Genomic DNA, 16,315 nt, shown 5'->3' with positions numbered 1-16,315 from the left:
CGAGAAGCGTCCGTCGAGAACCCGCTCACCTGTGGCACCACCTTCTCGACTTCGGTTCTCGACAAGCTCGAACCTGCGCTCGAAGCAAGCGGTGGGGGCGGGTGAGAGAAAGCGCCCCTCGCGCATCCTTGCGCACCGGCCCCGCCTCGCCTAGTCGCGCGCCAACACCAAATTGCGAGCCTCAAGGAGCCTGCCCATGGCCGAGTCCATCAACCGCGTCGTACTCGCCTATTCGGGCGGCCTCGATACCAGCGTCATCCTCAAATGGCTGCAGCAGGAATATAAGTGCGAGGTGGTGACCTTCACCGCCGATCTCGGCCAGGGCGAAGAGCTGGAGCCGGCGCGCAAGAAGGCCGAGCTGATGGGCATCAAGCCCGAGCACATCTTCATCGACGACCTGCGCGAGGAATTCGTCCGCGACTTCGTGTTCCCGATGATGCGCTCGAACGCGCTGTACGAGGGGCTGTACCTGCTCGGCACCTCGATCGCACGGCCCCTGATCGCCAAGCGCCAGATCGAGATCGCGCGTCAGGTGAATGCCGATGCGGTCAGCCACGGTGCGACCGGCAAGGGCAACGACCAGGTCCGCTTCGAACTCGGCTATTACGCGCTGCAGCCCGATATCAAGGTCATCGCCCCGTGGCGCGAATGGGATCTGACCAGCCGCACCGCACTGATCGCCTTTGCCGAACAGCATCAGATCCCGGTGCCCAAGGACAAGCGCGGCGAATCGCCCTTCTCGACCGATGCGAACCTGCTGCACACCTCGTCCGAGGGGAAGGTGCTGGAGGACCCGTGGGACGAGGTCCCCGACTATGTCTTCTCGCGGACGGTCAGCCCGGAGGACGCGCCCGACACGCCGCAGGTCGTCACCATCGCGTTCGAGCGCGGCGATGCGGTGGCGGTCGATGGCGAGGGGATGTCGCCCGCGACGCTGCTCGCCAAGCTGAACGACCTCGGCCGCGCGCACGGCATCGGCCGGCTCGATCTGGTCGAGAACCGCTTCGTCGGCATGAAGTCGCGCGGGATGTACGAAACGCCCGGCGGCACGATCCTGCACGCCGCGCACCGCGCGATCGAACAGATCACGCTCGACCGCGGTGCCGCGCACCTGAAGGACGAACTGGCCCCGCGCTATGCCGAACTGGTCTATAACGGCTTCTGGTTCTCGCCGGAGCGCGAGATGCTGCAGGCCGCGATCGACCACAGCCAGCACAAGGTGTCGGGCGAAGTCCGGCTGAAGCTGTACAAGGGCGGCGTCCATGTCACCGGCCGCCGTTCGCCCAATTCGCTCTACAGCGAAAAGGTCGTGACGTTCGAGGACGATCAGGGCGCCTATGACCAGCGCGACGCCGCCGGCTTCATCAAGCTGAACGCACTGCGCCTGCGCCTGCTGGGCCGTCGCGACCGGTAAGTCTGTCGTCCGCGGCACGGCCGCCTCCAGCACCTGCCTGCCGTTAACCATTCTTCATTGGCTTCACCGCCATGGTGGGGCCGATGAGTGACTGGGAGAATCGGCGATGTTGGGTGAGTTACATGGCAAATTGGTGTTCGGGCGGCGCATCGCGACACTCGCGCGCGAGATCGCCGGCCGACTGCCACGAAACGCGCGCGTCCTCGACGTCGGCTGCGGCAGCGGCGATCTGGCCGCGCTGATCGTGACGCTGCGACCCGATGTCACCATTCGCGGCATCGACGTGCTGGTCCGGCCCGATACCGCCATTCCTGTCGAAGCCTATGACGGTGCGAACATTCCGCACGCCGACGGGGCGTTCGATGCGGCAATCGTCGTCGACGTGCTCCACCACACCGACGACCCGGAAGCGGTGCTGGCGGAAATCGCACGCGTGGCAAAGGTCGTCATTCTCAAAGACCATCTACGGGACGGCATCGCCGCCGGGATCACGCTGCGCTTCATGGACTGGGTCGGCAATGCCGCACACGGCGTGCGCTTGCCGTACAATTACCTTTCGCGTTGCGAATGGAGCGCGATCTGGGACAGGCTGACGCTCAAGCCGAGCGAATTCGGTAGCCGCCTGTCGCTCTACCCCCGCCCGTTCAGCTGGGCGTTCGACCGTGGGCTGCATTTCGTGACCATCCTGTCGCGCTGACATCAGGCGAAAAGGGTTCGCGTAGACAATCCCCGCGCGGCCCTTTGCTTGTGCCGACGGATCAGCGCGGGTCGATCAGCCCGATCAGAAAGCTGGTAAAGACCGTCTGCAACCCGATCAGCGTCGCGAGCATCGCCGGGATGGTCAGCCGCAGCATCGCCACGGGTTCCATCGGACCAAAGCCGTTACCCATCCACATCGCCACCGCGCCGCCCAGCCCGGCCAACCCCGTCACGAACAGCCCACCGCCCAGTAAACAGCCGCGCTCGACGGTGAAGTGGCGGCGGAACCGCTCGACGCCCGCACTGGTCGGCCACAATTTGCTGGCAACGCCATACAGGCGGGCGACCGCGCCGAACCCGATCAACTGGCTGCCCAGAAACGCGGCAAGCGCACAGAACAGCAGCGTCGTACCTGACAGTTCCACGCGACCCAGCTCGACGCTGGTCGTTGACAGGACGGCGACCCCGATCCCACCGACCGCACCCAGCGCGATGCCCGGATACAGAAAGAGGTGCCGCGGCGCATGGGTCAACAGGAAGCGCAGGTGCCGCCACCCGTCACGCCATGTGCGCAGGTGCGGCGCGCGACTGCGTCCATCAAGTGAAAGCGTCGTCGGCACCTGCCGCACGTCGAGCCGGTTTAGGACCGCCTTGACCACCATTTCACTGGCGAATTCCATGCCGGGAGAGGCGAGGTTGAGCGCCAGAACCTTGTCGCGGCAGAACCCGCGCAACCCGCAATGGAAATCGCCGACCGACGAATCGAAGAGGTGCCGACCGAGAAAGCTGAGTACCGGATTGCCCAGATATCGGTGCAGAAGCGGCATCGCACCCTTGGCAATCCCGCCACGGAAACGATCGCCCATCACAAGCTCGCCGCCCGCGCGCAGGGCATCGACGAACGGCATCAGCGCCGAGAAGTCATAGCTGTCATCGGCATCGCCCATGATCACATAGCGTCCGCGCGCAGCCGCGATCCCGCCGATCAGCGCCGCGCCATAGCCGCGTGCCTCGACCCCGACCAGCCGCGCACCCATCGCATTGGCGATCTGTCGCGACCCATCGGTCGAACCGTTGTCAGCGACGATGATCTCCCCCGCAATACCGCTGGAATCGAGGAAGGTTCTGGCCTTCCGGATGCAAAGCGCGAGCGTCTCCGCCTCGTTGAGGCAGGGCATGACGATCGACAGTTCGATGTCGTCGATGGCCGGTTGATGCGGGACATCGACCGGCGCGGTCGGGATGATCATGGCCTGCACGCGTATTCCCCTGTACCAGATACGCCACAAAGCTAGGCCGGAAGGTTGAAAAGACGGTTAACCATTGTCGGCTATCGTCGCCGGCGATGACCTCGCCACGCCCCGCCCGCGCCGTGTCCCGCCCCGGCCTGATCGAAACCGTGATCGCGCTGGCGATGGTGACGATTCTCGGGCTCAGCTGGGGACTTGCCGATATCGGGCGGTTGTCTCGGCTGATCCTGCCCGATGCCGACGACATGATGCGCCTCGCGCAGATTCGCGACTGGATCGGCGGGCAGGCGATGAACGACTGGACGCAATATCGCATGGCGCCGCCGATGGGCTCGCCGATGCACTGGTCGCGGCTGAACGACCTGATCCCGGCGGCATCGATCCTGACACTGACGCCGATCTTTGGCCGCTATCTTGCCGAACTGGTTACGGTGGTCGGCTATCCGCTGCTGCTGCTGTTCGTCTCGATGCTGCTGGGTGCCCGTATCGCCCGGCGGCTGTGGGGCGAACGTGCGGGCGTGCCGGCGGTGGTGCTCGCCGGGCTGGCCTATCCGGGAACGACGTTGTTCATTCCCGGCCGGATCGATCATCACGCATTGCAGGTGGTCGTGATCCAGATCGCGGTTCTGGCGCTCATGACGCCCGGACGCGTTGCGGCAACGATCGCCGGACTGGCGCTGGCGTGCAGCATGATGATCGGGTTGGAGACCGCGCCGCAGGTCGTGGCGCTGATCGGCGTCGCCGCGGTCGGCTGGGCGGTGCGGGGGCAGCGCGACTCGGCGCGGCTGACCATGCTGGCGGCCGGATTCACCGGGCTGACGCTGGTCTTCTACCTGACGATGCGGCCGACCTATTGGTCGGACACGCTGTGCGATGCCTTCACCCCCGCCTCGGCCAGCGCGATCATCCTTGTATCGGGTGTGCTGGCGTTGCTGGCATGGCTGACACCGCGCCTGACGTCCCCCTGGCAGCGGCTGGGGGTAGGGGCGTCGCTCGGCGGACTGGTGATCGCCTTGGTACTGGCGCGCTATCCTGCCTGCATGACCGGGCCGTACGGACAGGTATCGCCGTTCCTGCGCATCCGGTTCATTGCCCATATCGACGAAGCGAACAGCATCTTTGCGCAAACGCTGTGGTGGCGCATGGTTTCGCTGGCGGGGTTGATGGCGGCGGGCCTCGTCGCCTGCGGCTGGACCACGTGGCATGCCTCGCGACGCTGGCCGCTATGGGCACCGATCGCGGCAGTCGTGGTGGTATCGGGGCTGATCACGCTGTCGCAGGTCCGCGGCGTCTATATCGGCGCGCCACTCAGCGTACCGCTGCTCGCAGGGTGGGTCGTTAAGGCACGGCGAGACGGACGGCCGCTGCTGGTTGTGGCCGCCTGGCTGGCCGGTGCCGGCGTCACGTATCTGGTAGTTCCGTCCTATATCGATCGCTGGCTGAACCCGCCGCCCGCCGCCCTGCTTGCCAAGGGCCGAGCGGCGTACGCGACGCCGCAGATGGCGTGCAACGGCGGCGATACCTGGGAACAGGTCGACCGGCTGCCCGCAGGGGTCGTGATGGCACCGACCAACATGGCATCGTACATGATCGGGGCAACGCATATGAAGACGGTGGGCGCGGGCTATCACCGCAACGACCGTGCGAACATGGACATGTACCGTTATTTTCTGTCGCCGCCGGGCGTGGGCGATCCCATCGTGCGGGCGTGGCGGGCCGACTATGTGATGTTCTGCCCCGGCGATTTTTCGGAGATCAAGGTCGAGCGGACCTATCCGAACAGCCTCGCCACGGTCCTGACCCATGGTGGAACGCCGCCAGGCTTTGTGCGTGTCCCCTTGCACGGAACGCCGCTCCGGCTTTATCGCAGACTCGACTAGAGGCGCGGGCATACGGGGAATAGAGACGTTGGCAGGTGAACACCGCCGTATGTGGTGGCAGACGCGGTGGTTCGTCGCGCTCATGGCGGTACTGGCGGCGGTGCCGCTGCTGTGGCCCGACGTTCCGCCGATGGTCGACCTGCCCGGTCATATGGGGCGATATCGCGTCCAGCAACTGTGGGACACCGGACAGGCCCCCTGGTTTCACGACTGGTATAATTTCGACTGGAGCCTGATCGGCAATCTCGGCGTCGACCTGCTCGTCTGGCTGTTCGAACCGCTGCTCGGCCTCGAACCGACCGTCAAGCTCATCATCCTCGCCATTCCGCCGCTGACCGCCATCGGTCTGCTGTGGATCGCGCGCGAGGTGCATGGCCGCATTCCGGCCACCGCGCTGTTCGCGCTGCCGATCGTCTACAGCTTTCCGCTGCATTTCGGGTTCGCCAATTTCGCGCTGTCGATGGCGCTGGCGCTCAACGCCTTTGCACTGTGGCTGCGGCTGGGGCGGCAGGGGCGGCTGCTGCTGCGCGGGATCGTGTTCGTGCCGATCGCCGGACTGGTCTGGCTGACCCATACGTTCGGCTGGGGGACGCTCGGCGTGCTCGCCGCATCGGCCGAACTGATCCGCGAGCATGACAAGCGGCGCAACTGGTTCGCCGCGGCCCTCCATGCCGGGCTCCACTGCCTCGTCCTTGCCCCGCCGGCACTGTTGATGCTGTTGTGGCGGTCGGGCGGGCATGTCGGCGGGCAGACCGCCGACTGGTTCAACTGGCGCGCGAAGATGTTGTGGCTGACCATGACGCTGCGCGACCGGTGGCAGCTCTACGACCTCGCCTCGGTCGCGGTCTTCTATCTCGTGCTGTTCAAGGGGGTGCGCGATCCCAATATCGGCTATTCGCGCAATCTGGGCCTGTCGGCGCTGTTCCTGATCGCGGTCTATGTCCTGTTGCCGCGTATCGTGTTCGGGTCGGCCTATGCCGATATGCGGCTGGTCCCCTATCTCTTCGGCATCTGCCTGATCGCCCTGCGTCCCAAACCCGGTACGTCGATCCGCAACGCATCGGTACTGGCCGCGATCGGGCTGGCCATCTTCGTCGGGCGGATCGGTGCGACCACCGCCAGCTTCTGGCTGTACGACCGCGCCTACGACCGCGAACTGGCGGCGCTCGACCATGTGCCGATCGGCGCGCGGCTGGTCACCTTCGTCGGGGAGACGTGCTACAACGAATGGCGGATGACCCGGCTGCAACATCTGCCCGGCATGGCGCTGACCCGGCGGCTGGCCTATGCCAACGATCAATGGTCGATGGCCGGCGGGCAGTTGCTGACCGTGCGCTATTTCCCGGCGCGCGGATTTTCGCACGATCCGTCCGAACTGGTCACCGACGTCAAATGCCCGCGTGAATATTGGCGGCCGATCGCCGGGGCGCTCTACAAATTCCCGCGCGACGCGTTCGACTATGTCTGGCTGATCCGCCCGCCCAAATATGACCGGCGGCTGGAACAGGGCTTGATCCCGGTCTGGCGCAATGGCAGCAGCGCGCTGTTCCGGATCGACCACCGCATCCCCCCGCCGGTGCTGACCTGGAGCGATCTGGGCAATCGGCCGTTTGCCAAACCCCGCCGCCGCCCGTCGCGCCAGATGGCGGCGCGCGACACCATCGTCCGGTAAAGGAGACGCTTCATGGACTTTCTCAACAACGCGCTGAACCTTGCCGGCCGCTTCGACCTGCCCGCCATCGCCGAAAAGGCTGGCATCACCCCCGAACAGGTGCAGACGGTCATCGGCCTGCTCGGCAAGTTCGCCGGCCATGCCGACCCGGCACAGGACGCCGCCGACCATAGCGGCGTATCGCGTCATCAGATCGAATCGATCCTTTCCGAAATCGGCGGGGCCGACGCGCTGGGACAGGTAGCGCAGGCATTCGGCTTCGACATCGATGCAAAGGGCGGCGCGGGCGACCTGCTCGGCAATCTCGGCGGCTTGTTCGGGCGGAAGTAAGGCGTCAGCCCCGCCGGAACGGGGTCATCTCGCCCAGATATTCCTGCTCCTGCCCGATCGCGGCGCGCTCGCGCTCGACGAACTCGGCGACCGCGCGGTGGAAACCGGGGTCGGGCAGGAAATGCGCCGACCACGTCGTGACCGGGACATAACCGCGCGCCAGCTTGTGCTCGCCCTGCGCCCCCGCCTCGACCCGCTGCAACCGCCGCGCGATCGCGGCATCGATCGCCTGATAATAGCATAGCTCGAAATGGAGGAACGGCACCTCCTCCACCGCGCCCCAATACCGCCCGTACAGCGCATCGCCGCCGATCAGGTTCAGCGCCCCCGCGATCGGCCGTCCGTCGCGTTCGGCGAGGATCAGCAGGACGTCGTCACCCATCACCTCCGACAACAACGGAAAGAAGCTGCGCGTCAGATACGGCCGTCCCCATTTGCGATTGCCGGTGTCCTGATAGAACGTCCAGAACGCATCCCAATGTTCCGGCCGGATGTCACGACCGGTCAGGTGCCGCACGGTCAGCCCGTCGAGCGCCGCCGCACGTTCCTTGCGGATCGCCTTGCGCTTGCGGCTGGCAAGGTCGTTCAGGAAATCATCGAAGCTGTCATAGCCGCGATTGGCCCAGTGAAACTGCGTCCCCGCCCGCGTCAGCCAGCCCGCCGCCTGCAACGCCGGCAATTGCGCTTCGTCGACGAACGTCGCGTGCGCCGACGACAGCCCGTTCTGCCGGACTACCGCCTCGACCGCCGCGATCAGCGCCGATGCCTGCGCCGGATCGCGCAGCAGCAACCGGGGGCCGGGCACCGGGGTAAAGGGCACGGCAATCTGCAGCTTGGGGTAATAATCGCCGCCGGCCCGCTCCCACGCATCGGCCCATGCGTGATCGAACACATATTCGCCCTGACTATGTGACTTGGCATAGGCCGGCGCGATCGCGACCGGCACGCCGTCGGCATCGTCGACGATGATCGGCAGCGGTTGCCACCCCGACCGTCCACCGACGCTGCCCGATTGTTCGAGCGCCGACAGAAAGGCGTGGGACAGGAACGGATTGCCCTTGCCCGCGCAGGCGTCCCACTGGTCGGCGGGAACGGCGCGGACGCCCTCGGCGATGCGGGCGGTGATGGTCGTCACATGGGCGAAGATAGGGGTGATGGCAGGCGTCGGGTAGCCCCCTTCACACCGTCATCCCGGCGCAGGCCGGGATCCATGGATACGGCCCTCCCGGCAAGAGGCGCGGCGCCGGTCTGTCCGTGGATTCCGGCCTTCGCCGGAATGACGAACCGATCAGTCTTTCGTCACCTTCAACCCATCCCGGAACAACAGCTCGCGCCGCGGGACCGGAATCTCGATCCCATTCTCCTTGAACAGATCCCATAGCCGGTTGAGCACATCGGACCGGACATTGCCGACGCCCTGTTCGGGGTCGCTGATCCACGCCAGTATCTCATGTTCGACGGCATAGTCGCCGTACGAGATCAGCCAGACATTGGGCTTGGGACTGCGCAGCACGCGCGGGCTTTCGGTCGCCGCCTGCAACATCAGCTTCTGCGCCAGCCGCAAATCGGTCTCGTATCCCACGCCCACCGGAATGCGGACCCGGACGTTGCGGTCGGAAAAGGACCAGTTCTCCACCTCCTGCGTCATCAGGTTTTCGTTGGGGATCAGGTGCTCCTTGCCGTCGCGGGTGATGACCGACACCGCGCGCACGCCGATCTTGTTGACCCAGCCGAAGCTGTCGCCGACCACGATCACGTCGCCCGGCTTGATCGACCGGTCCATCAACAGGATGATGCCCGCGATCAGATTGCCGACCGTCTTCTGCAACCCGAATCCGACCGCAAGGCCAAGGCCACCGGAAAAGATCGCAAAGGTCGTCAGGTCGATGCCGAGCACATCGATCCCGAAGAAAAACGCGGTAATCACCACCGCGATCGATGCCAGCTTCTGCGCCAGCAATTTCTGCGCCGGGTCCAGCCCCTTGGCCTGCGCGACGCCATGCGCGACCAGTTTGTTGACGATCCGCACGACCGCATACAGCACCACCGCCGTCAGCAGGGTGCTGACCAGCGCCAGCAGCGACAATCGCCGGCGCCCGATCGAAAATCCAATCGCGTCGAGCGTATCGGTGATCGGCTCCAGCCCGCCGACGGCCCCGGACAGCACGGCGACGAACAGGATGAACCCGACCACCCACGCCATCCACCGTGCCAGATGGACGCCGCGCAACAGCTGCACTACCAGCCGCGCCACCGCCGCGCCCAGCGCAACCCCGACGACGATGTCGGCCAACGCGCCCCAGTCGTGCGCCTTCCCCACCACCGCCAGCGCCAGTACCGCGACCAGATGGCGGACGATGTCGCACAGCCGCTCGACGATGCCGGTGGCATGGTCGCCCACCCGGTCGCGCCACAGGCCGGTCAGCCCCGGCCCGGCCCAGCGCCCGACGAACCAGCCGAGCGCGAGCGACAACAGCACGCAGCCGAGCGCCACCCCCGCCTCGGCCAGTTGCGCGCCATCCCCGACCGGCAGGCCGCGCGCCGTCAGCCAGCCGGCGATCCCGTTCACCGCGTCGCCCGGAACCGCGCCAGACCGGCGTCGAGATCGGCGATCAGGTCGTCCACGTCCTCCAGCCCGATCTGCAACCGGATCATCGGCCCCTCCGCCGGGGTGCGGGTGACGCTGCGATAGCGATGCGGATCGATCGGCAGCGCGAGGCTTTCGAACCCGCCCCAGCTATACCCGATACCGAACAGCGTGAGGCCGTCGATCAGCGCCGCGCGGGCATCGTCGCTGCCGCCGTCGAGGACGAAGGCGAACAGCCCGGCGCTGCCCCGGAAATCGCGGACGAAGATGTCGTGTCCCGGACTGCCCGGCAACGCGGGGTGCAGCACCCGCGCGACGCCCGGCTGTTCGCCGAGCCATGTCGCGATCCGGATCGACGATTCGCCATGCTGCTTCAACCGCACCGCCATCGTCCGCAGGCCGCGTGCGCCGAGCGCGGCATCGTCCGGCCCGACATGCTGGCCCAGTTGATAGGTCGCGTCGCGCAATGCCTGCCAGTGCGATGCCACCGCCGTCGCCGATCCCAGCATCGCATCGGAATGGCCGACGACATATTTGGTGCAGGCCATGATCGTCACATCGACCCCGTGCGCCATGGCCGGGAACAGCAGCGGCGTCGCCCAGGTATTGTCGAGGATGGTGGTGATGCCGCGCATGCGCGCGATGGCGGTCATCGCCGGCACGTCCTGTACCTCGAAGGTCAGGCTGCCGGGACTTTCGAGGAACAGCACCCGCGTCTTCGGCGTCATCAACTCGGCGATGCCCGCCCCGATCATCGGATCGTACAGGGTCGTCTCGACCCCGATCGTGCGCAGCATTCCCAGCGCGAAGGCGCGGGTCGGATCATAGGCACTGTCGGGCAGCAACAGGTGATCGCCGGGCTTGAGATAGGCGAGCAGCGCCGTCGTGATCGCCGCGACCCCCGATGGATAGAGCAACGTGCCCTCCGCCCCCGGCTCCAGTCCGGTCAACGCCTCGGCCAGCGACCACTGGGTCGGCGTGCCTCGCCGGCCGTAGAACAGGCGATGATGGGTATCGCCGCCCGCCGCCGCGCGCAGGTCGGCGACGTCGTCGTACAAGATCGTCGACGCGCGCCACACCGGCACGTTGACCACGCCGCCGGTCCATTCATCGCGCCGGCCGCCGGTGACGACGCGCGTCGCGGGCGATTGGGGCGTATCGTAGTTGCTCATGCGGTCACCTTCGGCGTCTGCGGATCGGCGGCCCATTCGGTCCAGCTGCCGTCATATAAAGCGGCGCTGCGCCCCAGCAGATGCAGTGCAAAGGCGGGGATCGCGGCGGTGACGCCCGATCCGCAGGTGGTCGTCACCGGCCGGTCGAGATCGACGCCCTCGCCCGCGAACAGCGCCGCCAGTTCCTCAGGGGACCGCCACGTCCCGTCGTCCCGAAAGAAGCGTGCATAATGCAGGTTGCGGCTGCCCGGAATATGCCCCGACGGCAGCCCGCGCGGATCGGCCTCGCTCCCGTCGAAGCGCGCCGGCGACCGCGCATCGACCAGCTGCGCCCCGTCACCGGCAAGGATCATGGCCTTGGTGCGGACTGCGGCCAGATCGGGATCGGCGACGAAGCGGGTCGGTTCGGACGTCGCGATACCGCGCTCGACCGGGCGGCCCTCGCTGCGCCATTTCGGCAGGCCGCCGTCGAGGATCGCAACCGGCAGTGCCGGCGCGAACCGCCGGAACAGCCACCACGCGCGCGCCGCCGTATGGTGCGGCGAATTGTCGTACAGCACGATATGCGCATCCTGCCCGACGCCCAGCGCCCCCAGCCGCCCGGCGAAGGTGTCCGCCGTCGGCAGCGACGTCGCCTGGCCCGTCGACAGGCTACGCAGGTCGAGAAAGCGCGCGCCAGGCACATGCGCGGCGGCATATTCCGCGGCTTCGTCGCGCGGCGGATCGGGCTGTACGGGCACGAAGGTCGCGTCGAGGACGATCAGGCCGGGGGTACCGATCCGGTCGGCCAGCCATGCGGTGGAAAGGAGCGATTGCATGGGGGAGAGGCTTAGGCGAGCGGTCCCGCCGGTCAATCCCCGTACCGCGGCAGTTCATCGAGTGCCTCGAGAAACCCCGCCGCCTGTTGGCGGAGCGCCTGCTGCGTTTCCCCGGCCATCTTGTCCCAGCTGCGATACGGCATCGCCATCCGCGGATTGTTGCCGAACTTGTCGCGGTTGCGGACCACGAAGTCCCAATACAGCGCATTGAACGGACACGCATCCGGCCCGGTGCGCTGCTTCACGTCATAGCGGCAAGACCTGCAATAATCGGACATCCGGTCGATATAGGCACCCGACGATGCATAGGGCTTCGACCCCAGCAGCCCGCCATCGCCGAACTGGCTCATCCCCAGCGTGTTGGGCAGCTCGACCCATTCATAGGCGTCGGCATACACTTCCAGATACCAGCGATGCACCTGTTGCGGCTCGGCCCCGATGAGCAAGGCAAAGTTGCCGGTAATCATCAACCGCTGGATATGATGGGCATAGGCGTTGGACAAAGTCTGCCCGATCGCTTGGGACAGGCAGTGCATGTCGGTCTCGCCGGTCCAGTAGAATCCGGGCAGGTCGCGCTTCGCATTCAGGAAGTTGCGCTCGACATAGTCCGGTCCCTCGCGCCAATAGATGCCACGAACATATTCGCGCCACCCGATGACCTGCCGGATAAAGCCCTCGGCGGCGTTGATCGGCACCTTGCCGCCCAAGAACTGCTTCTCGACCGCCTTGCACAGGTCGAGCGGATCGAGCAGCCCGGCATTCAGGTAGGGCGACAGGACCGCGTGCCACAGATACGGTTCGTCGGTCAGCATCGCGTCCTGATTGTCGCCGAACCCCGGCAAGGCATGGGTCAGGAAGGCGCGTTGCTGGCGCAGGGCGTCCTTGCGGGTAACGGCGAAGTCGAACCCGTCGAGCGACCCGGCATGATCGCCGAAGCGTTCGCCGACCAACGCCAGCACCGCTTGCGTCACGTCGTCCGGTGCGAACGACAGCGGTCGCGGCATCAGCATGTCGCGCTGGGCGGGCTTGCGATTGTCGTGATCGAAATTCCATTTGCCCCCGACCGGCTTGTCGCCGTCCATCAGCAAACCGGTCTTGCGGCGCATGTCGCGATAGAAATATTCCATACGCAGTTCGCGTCGCCCCTCGGCCCACGCGGCGAACCGGTCGTGCGAACACAGGAATCGCGTGTCGGCGCGGACATCGACGGGTATGCCGAAGACCGTCTCCCACGCCTCCAGCATCGCCTGCACCCGCCATTCGCCGGCTTCGGTGACGACGATCCGCGTCGGATCATGCCGTTCGACCGCCCGCGCGACCTCGCCGGTGAAGCTGCCGGCGTTGTCGGGATCGTCGAGCGTTACATAGTCGACGCGCCAACCCGCCTCCCGCAACGCGGCCGCATGATGCCGCATCGCAGCGAACAGGAACGCGATCTTCTTGGGGTGATGCCGGACATAGGTCGCCTCCTCGACCACCTCCATCATCAGGATCGTGGTGCAGCCGGTATCTGCGTCGCGCAGCGACGACAGGCCCATCGACAACTGGTCGCCCAGCACCGGGATCAGCACCCGTTCCATTCGCGCCCGCCTTTTCCTACATACGCAGCCATGGACCCGAAATTCCTTGGCCAGGCCAGCCCGCTTCCCGCCAACCCGGAAGCCGCCGAACTCGATTATGTTCCGAACCCGCGCAGCACGCCGTATCTGGTGCGCTTCACTTCGCCCGAATTCACCTCGCTGTGTCCGGTTACCGGACAGCCCGATTTCGCGCATCTGGTGATCGATTATGTGCCGGGTGCGACGATCGTCGAATCGAAATCGCTGAAACTGTTCCTTGGCGCCTTTCGCAACCATGCGGCGTTTCACGAGGATTGCACCGTCGGTATCGGCGAGCGCCTGTTCCGTGAAATGAACCCGGTGTGGCTGCGCATCGGCGGCTACTGGTATCCGCGCGGCGGCATTCCGATCGACGTGTTCTGGCAGTCGGGAGAAAAACCCGCCGGCGTGTGGATTCCTGAACAGGACGTGCCCGGATATCGCGGACGCGGTTGATTCGTCGCGTTGCGGCAACGTTTCGACGGTCGAATCCTGCCGCAACGCACAAATCATGCAACTTTTATGCGGATCGGAATGTTTCTGGTTATGGACACCGCCCCTCCGGGGAGCGGCTCACCGCATCGCAAAGAGGAACGCAGATGGACCGAATGGTCGCCACGAAGCCGCTCGATCGTATCGCGCTGATCGGTAACTTCCTGCCGCGTAAATGCGGGCTCGCGACCTTTACGACCGACACCTACAATGCGTTGCGCGATCGGTTTCCCGATCTGGCGGTCGACGTCTATGCGATGGACGACCGGCCCGGCGCCTATGACTATCCCCCCGAAGTCACCCACGCGATCGATCAGAACGACCGTATCGCCTATTTCGAAGCCGCTCGCCGGATTGAGGCGAGCGGGGCGCAGGCGGTTTGGGTTCAGCACGAATATGGCATCTATGGCGGGTCGGCGGGCGAATATATCGTCGGCCTGCTCGACCGGGTGAACGTACCGGTCATTATCACGCTGCACACGATCCTCGAAACCCCCAATGCAGATGAGCGCCGCGTGCTCGAAGCGCTGCTGCGCCGCGCTGCCAAGGTGGTGGTGATGGCCGACAAGGGTCGTGAGATCCTGATGCGCGTTCATGGAACCGATGCGCGCAAGATCGTGACCATCCCGCACGGTGTTCATGACCGTCCGTTCGTCGCGCCCGACACGATGAAAGGTCGTTTCGGCTGGACCGGCCGTCCCGTGGTCCTGACCTTCGGCCTGCTGGCGCCGAACAAGGGCATCGAAACGATGATCGATGCGATGCCGCAGGTCGCGGCAAAGCATCCCGATGCGCTGTATGTCGTGCTGGGCGCGACCCACCCGCATCTCGTGGCGCATGAGGGCGAGGCATATCGCGACCGGTTGAAGGCGCAGGCCGCCCGGCTGGGCGTCGCCGACAATGTCTGTTTCCTCGACGGCTTCGTCGAACAGGACGAACTGCTCGACTATCTGCAGGCGGCCGACCTGTACGTCACCCCGTACAGCAATCCGGCGCAAATCACGTCGGGCACGCTGTCCTATGCGGTGGGCGTCGGCAAGGTCGTGGTGTCGACTCCGTACGTCCATGCTACCGAAATCCTCGCCGACGAACACGGCGTGATCGTCGATTTCGGCGATGCGGATGCGTTCGCGCGCGAAATCAACGACCTGCTCGACAACGATCTGCGCCGCGACACGCTGGCGCTCCGCGCCTATGCCCGTGGCCGGACGATGTTGTTCCCGTGCCTCGCCGAAGCGGCAATGGTCGAGATCGAGCGCGCCGTCGCCGCCCGTCCCAGTCGGGTGCGGCCCAGCACCGACCTGACCGCGCTGACGCCCGATTTTGCCGCGGTAGAACGGATGAGCGATGCGACCGGCATGTTGCAGCACTCGATCTATTCGGTGCCCGATCGCCGTCACGGCTACTGCATCGACGACAATGCCCGCGCACTGATCCTGATGTCCCAGATCGACGACCTTGACGAGGTTCAACGCGACAAATGGACCACGATCTATGCATCGTTTGTCCAATATGCGTGGAATCCGGACAAGCTGCGTTTCCGAAACTTCATGAATTTCGACCGGACCTGGTGCGAGGATGAAGGGTCGGAAGACTCGAACGGCCGTGCGCTCTGGGCGTTGGCCATCACCGCCCGCGACGCGCGTTCGCGCAAGCATCGCGACTGGGCGACCGCCCTGTACGAACAGACCGCGTCGATCGCACTTGATCTGGGCTCGCCACGTGCTCGTGCCTTTGCGATGTTGGCAGCGGTGGCGATGCTGGAAGTCAATTCCGGTCACGCGCTCTCGACGGAGATCGCGACCCGTTTCGGTGCCGAACTGGTAACCTTGCTCGACGCGGCTCGTCGTCCCGAATGGCGTTGGTTCGAAATCGTGCTGGCCTATGACAATGCCCGCCTGCCCGAGGCGATGATCCGCGCCGGAAAGGCGCTGAAGCGCGACGATTACCTGAAGGTCGGGCTGGAAACGCTCGACTGGATCGTCGGGCAGCAAACCTCGCCCGAGGGTCGCTTCCGCGCGGTCGGCACCGAAAGCTTCCATCGTGCCTATGCCGACCCGCTGCCCTTCGATCAGCAACCACTGGAGGCGCAGGCGACGGTCGAAGCCTGCGCCGCTGCCTTCGAAGCCACGCGCGACCGACGCTGGATGGACGAAGCGGTCAGGGCGTATAACTGGTATCTGGGGGCCAACGATCTCGACCTGCCGCTGGCGACCGTCGCCGACGGCGGCTGTTTCGACGGACTGATGCCGACCGGATTGAACCGCAATCAGGGTGCGGAGTCGATTCTCGCGCTGCAATTGGCATCCTGCGCCATTTCTTCCCTTTCAAAGGGCCGCGCATCCGTGGCAGACCCGCGCCGCGCCGTAGCCTGACCGGCTACGGTTTCGGCCGGGACTATTG

At 65.7% G+C, this 16,315-nt stretch carries 13 protein-coding genes; 7 read left to right on the top strand and 6 right to left on the bottom strand.

Features of this window, described 5'->3' with window-relative positions:
• The first annotated feature begins 196 nt into the window (after positions 1 to 196).
• A complete protein-coding gene (locus ASE91_RS02035) occupies positions 197 to 1,414 on the top strand; it encodes an argininosuccinate synthase (RefSeq protein ID WP_056622177.1) in 1,218 nt (405 codons plus the stop codon).
• A 106-nt stretch (positions 1,415 to 1,520) separates the two neighbouring features.
• Positions 1,521 to 2,111 (top strand): class I SAM-dependent methyltransferase, encoded by a 591-nt coding sequence (locus ASE91_RS02030; protein WP_056622175.1) that lies wholly within the window; start codon positions 1,521 to 1,523, stop codon positions 2,109 to 2,111.
• 61 nt (positions 2,112 to 2,172) lie between these two features.
• On the opposite strand, the gene ASE91_RS02025 is transcribed toward ASE91_RS02030, so the two are convergent.
• Entirely contained in the window at positions 2,173 to 3,363 is a 1,191-nt protein-coding gene (locus ASE91_RS02025; RefSeq protein ID WP_056622302.1) for a glycosyltransferase family 2 protein, read from the bottom strand.
• A gap of 95 nt (positions 3,364 to 3,458) precedes the next feature.
• Between ASE91_RS02025 and ASE91_RS02020 the strand changes: the two genes are divergently transcribed.
• The 3 genes from ASE91_RS02020 (at position 3,459) to ASE91_RS02010 (ending at position 7,245) form a co-directional block, all read left to right on the top strand.
• Positions 3,459 to 5,243, top strand: coding sequence for a hypothetical protein (locus ASE91_RS02020; RefSeq protein WP_056622173.1), 1,785 nt, complete (start codon positions 3,459 to 3,461; stop codon positions 5,241 to 5,243).
• Between the two features lie 82 nt (positions 5,244 to 5,325).
• Positions 5,326 to 6,915, top strand: coding sequence for a hypothetical protein (locus ASE91_RS02015; protein WP_082453761.1), 1,590 nt, complete (start codon positions 5,326 to 5,328; stop codon positions 6,913 to 6,915).
• Between the two features lie 12 nt (positions 6,916 to 6,927).
• On the top strand, positions 6,928 to 7,245 hold the full coding sequence (locus tag ASE91_RS02010; protein ID WP_056622169.1) for a hypothetical protein: 318 nt from the start codon (positions 6,928 to 6,930) through the stop codon (positions 7,243 to 7,245).
• A gap of 4 nt (positions 7,246 to 7,249) precedes the next feature.
• On the opposite strand, the gene ASE91_RS02005 is transcribed toward ASE91_RS02010, so the two are convergent.
• The 5 genes from ASE91_RS02005 to ASE91_RS01985 all read right to left on the bottom strand — a co-directional run bounded on the left by ASE91_RS02005 (position 7,250) and on the right by ASE91_RS01985 (position 13,402).
• Positions 7,250 to 8,380, bottom strand: a complete 1,131-nt coding sequence (locus ASE91_RS02005) for a GNAT family N-acetyltransferase (protein ID WP_056622167.1) — start codon at positions 8,378 to 8,380, stop codon at positions 7,250 to 7,252.
• A gap of 153 nt (positions 8,381 to 8,533) precedes the next feature.
• Positions 8,534 to 9,814, bottom strand: a complete 1,281-nt coding sequence (locus tag ASE91_RS02000; RefSeq protein WP_056622165.1) for a mechanosensitive ion channel family protein — start codon at positions 9,812 to 9,814, stop codon at positions 8,534 to 8,536.
• On the bottom strand, positions 9,811 to 11,004 hold the full coding sequence (gene metC / locus ASE91_RS01995) for a cystathionine beta-lyase (protein ID WP_056622164.1): 1,194 nt from the start codon (positions 11,002 to 11,004) through the stop codon (positions 9,811 to 9,813). The genes ASE91_RS02000 and metC overlap by 4 nt, the downstream gene beginning before the upstream one ends.
• Positions 11,001 to 11,822, bottom strand: coding sequence for a sulfurtransferase (locus ASE91_RS01990; protein WP_056622162.1), 822 nt, complete (start codon positions 11,820 to 11,822; stop codon positions 11,001 to 11,003). Before ASE91_RS01990 ends, metC begins: the two co-directional genes overlap by 4 nt.
• Positions 11,823 to 11,854: 32 nt before the next feature.
• Positions 11,855 to 13,402, bottom strand: coding sequence for a cryptochrome/photolyase family protein (locus ASE91_RS01985; RefSeq protein ID WP_056622160.1), 1,548 nt, complete (start codon positions 13,400 to 13,402; stop codon positions 11,855 to 11,857).
• A 30-nt stretch (positions 13,403 to 13,432) separates the two neighbouring features.
• Here ASE91_RS01985 and queF point away from each other — a divergent pair, with 30 nt between their 5' ends.
• Entirely contained in the window at positions 13,433 to 13,876 is a 444-nt protein-coding gene (gene queF, locus ASE91_RS01980; protein ID WP_056622158.1) for a preQ(1) synthase, read from the top strand.
• Positions 13,877 to 14,019: 143 nt separating this feature from the next.
• Positions 14,020 to 16,287: a glycosyltransferase family 4 protein gene (locus tag ASE91_RS01975; protein WP_156357606.1), complete on the top strand. Its 2,268-nt coding sequence runs from the start codon at positions 14,020 to 14,022 to the stop codon at positions 16,285 to 16,287.
• The last annotated feature ends 28 nt before the right edge of the window (positions 16,288 to 16,315 follow it).

Origin of the sequence: Sphingomonas sp. Leaf62, assembly GCF_001421915.1 — a bacterium.
Lineage (GTDB): Bacteria > Pseudomonadota > Alphaproteobacteria > Sphingomonadales > Sphingomonadaceae > Sphingomonas.
The sequence above is the reverse complement of the archived record's forward strand: the minus strand, read 5'-3'. Positions and strand labels throughout refer to the sequence as shown.

Excerpts from the sequence above, each read along its gene's own strand:
- ASE91_RS02035 (WP_056622177.1), top strand. The coding sequence starts at position 197 with ATGGCCGAGTCCATCAACCGCGTCGTACTCGCCTATTCGGGCGGCCTC.
- ASE91_RS02030 (WP_056622175.1), top strand. The coding sequence starts at position 1,521 with ATGTTGGGTGAGTTACATGGCAAATTGGTGTTCGGGCGGCGCATCGCG.
- ASE91_RS02025 (WP_056622302.1), bottom strand. The coding sequence starts at position 3,363 with ATGATCATCCCGACCGCGCCGGTCGATGTCCCGCATCAACCGGCCATC.
- ASE91_RS02020 (WP_056622173.1), top strand. The coding sequence starts at position 3,459 with ATGACCTCGCCACGCCCCGCCCGCGCCGTGTCCCGCCCCGGCCTGATC.
- ASE91_RS02015 (WP_082453761.1), top strand. The coding sequence starts at position 5,326 with ATGGCGGTACTGGCGGCGGTGCCGCTGCTGTGGCCCGACGTTCCGCCG.
- ASE91_RS02010 (WP_056622169.1), top strand. The coding sequence starts at position 6,928 with ATGGACTTTCTCAACAACGCGCTGAACCTTGCCGGCCGCTTCGACCTG.
- metC (WP_056622164.1), bottom strand. The coding sequence starts at position 11,004 with ATGAGCAACTACGATACGCCCCAATCGCCCGCGACGCGCGTCGTCACC.
- ASE91_RS01990 (WP_056622162.1), bottom strand. The coding sequence starts at position 11,822 with ATGCAATCGCTCCTTTCCACCGCATGGCTGGCCGACCGGATCGGTACC.
- ASE91_RS01985 (WP_056622160.1), bottom strand. The coding sequence starts at position 13,402 with ATGGAACGGGTGCTGATCCCGGTGCTGGGCGACCAGTTGTCGATGGGC.
- queF (WP_056622158.1), top strand. The coding sequence starts at position 13,433 with ATGGACCCGAAATTCCTTGGCCAGGCCAGCCCGCTTCCCGCCAACCCG.
- ASE91_RS01975 (WP_156357606.1), top strand. The coding sequence starts at position 14,020 with ATGGACCGAATGGTCGCCACGAAGCCGCTCGATCGTATCGCGCTGATC.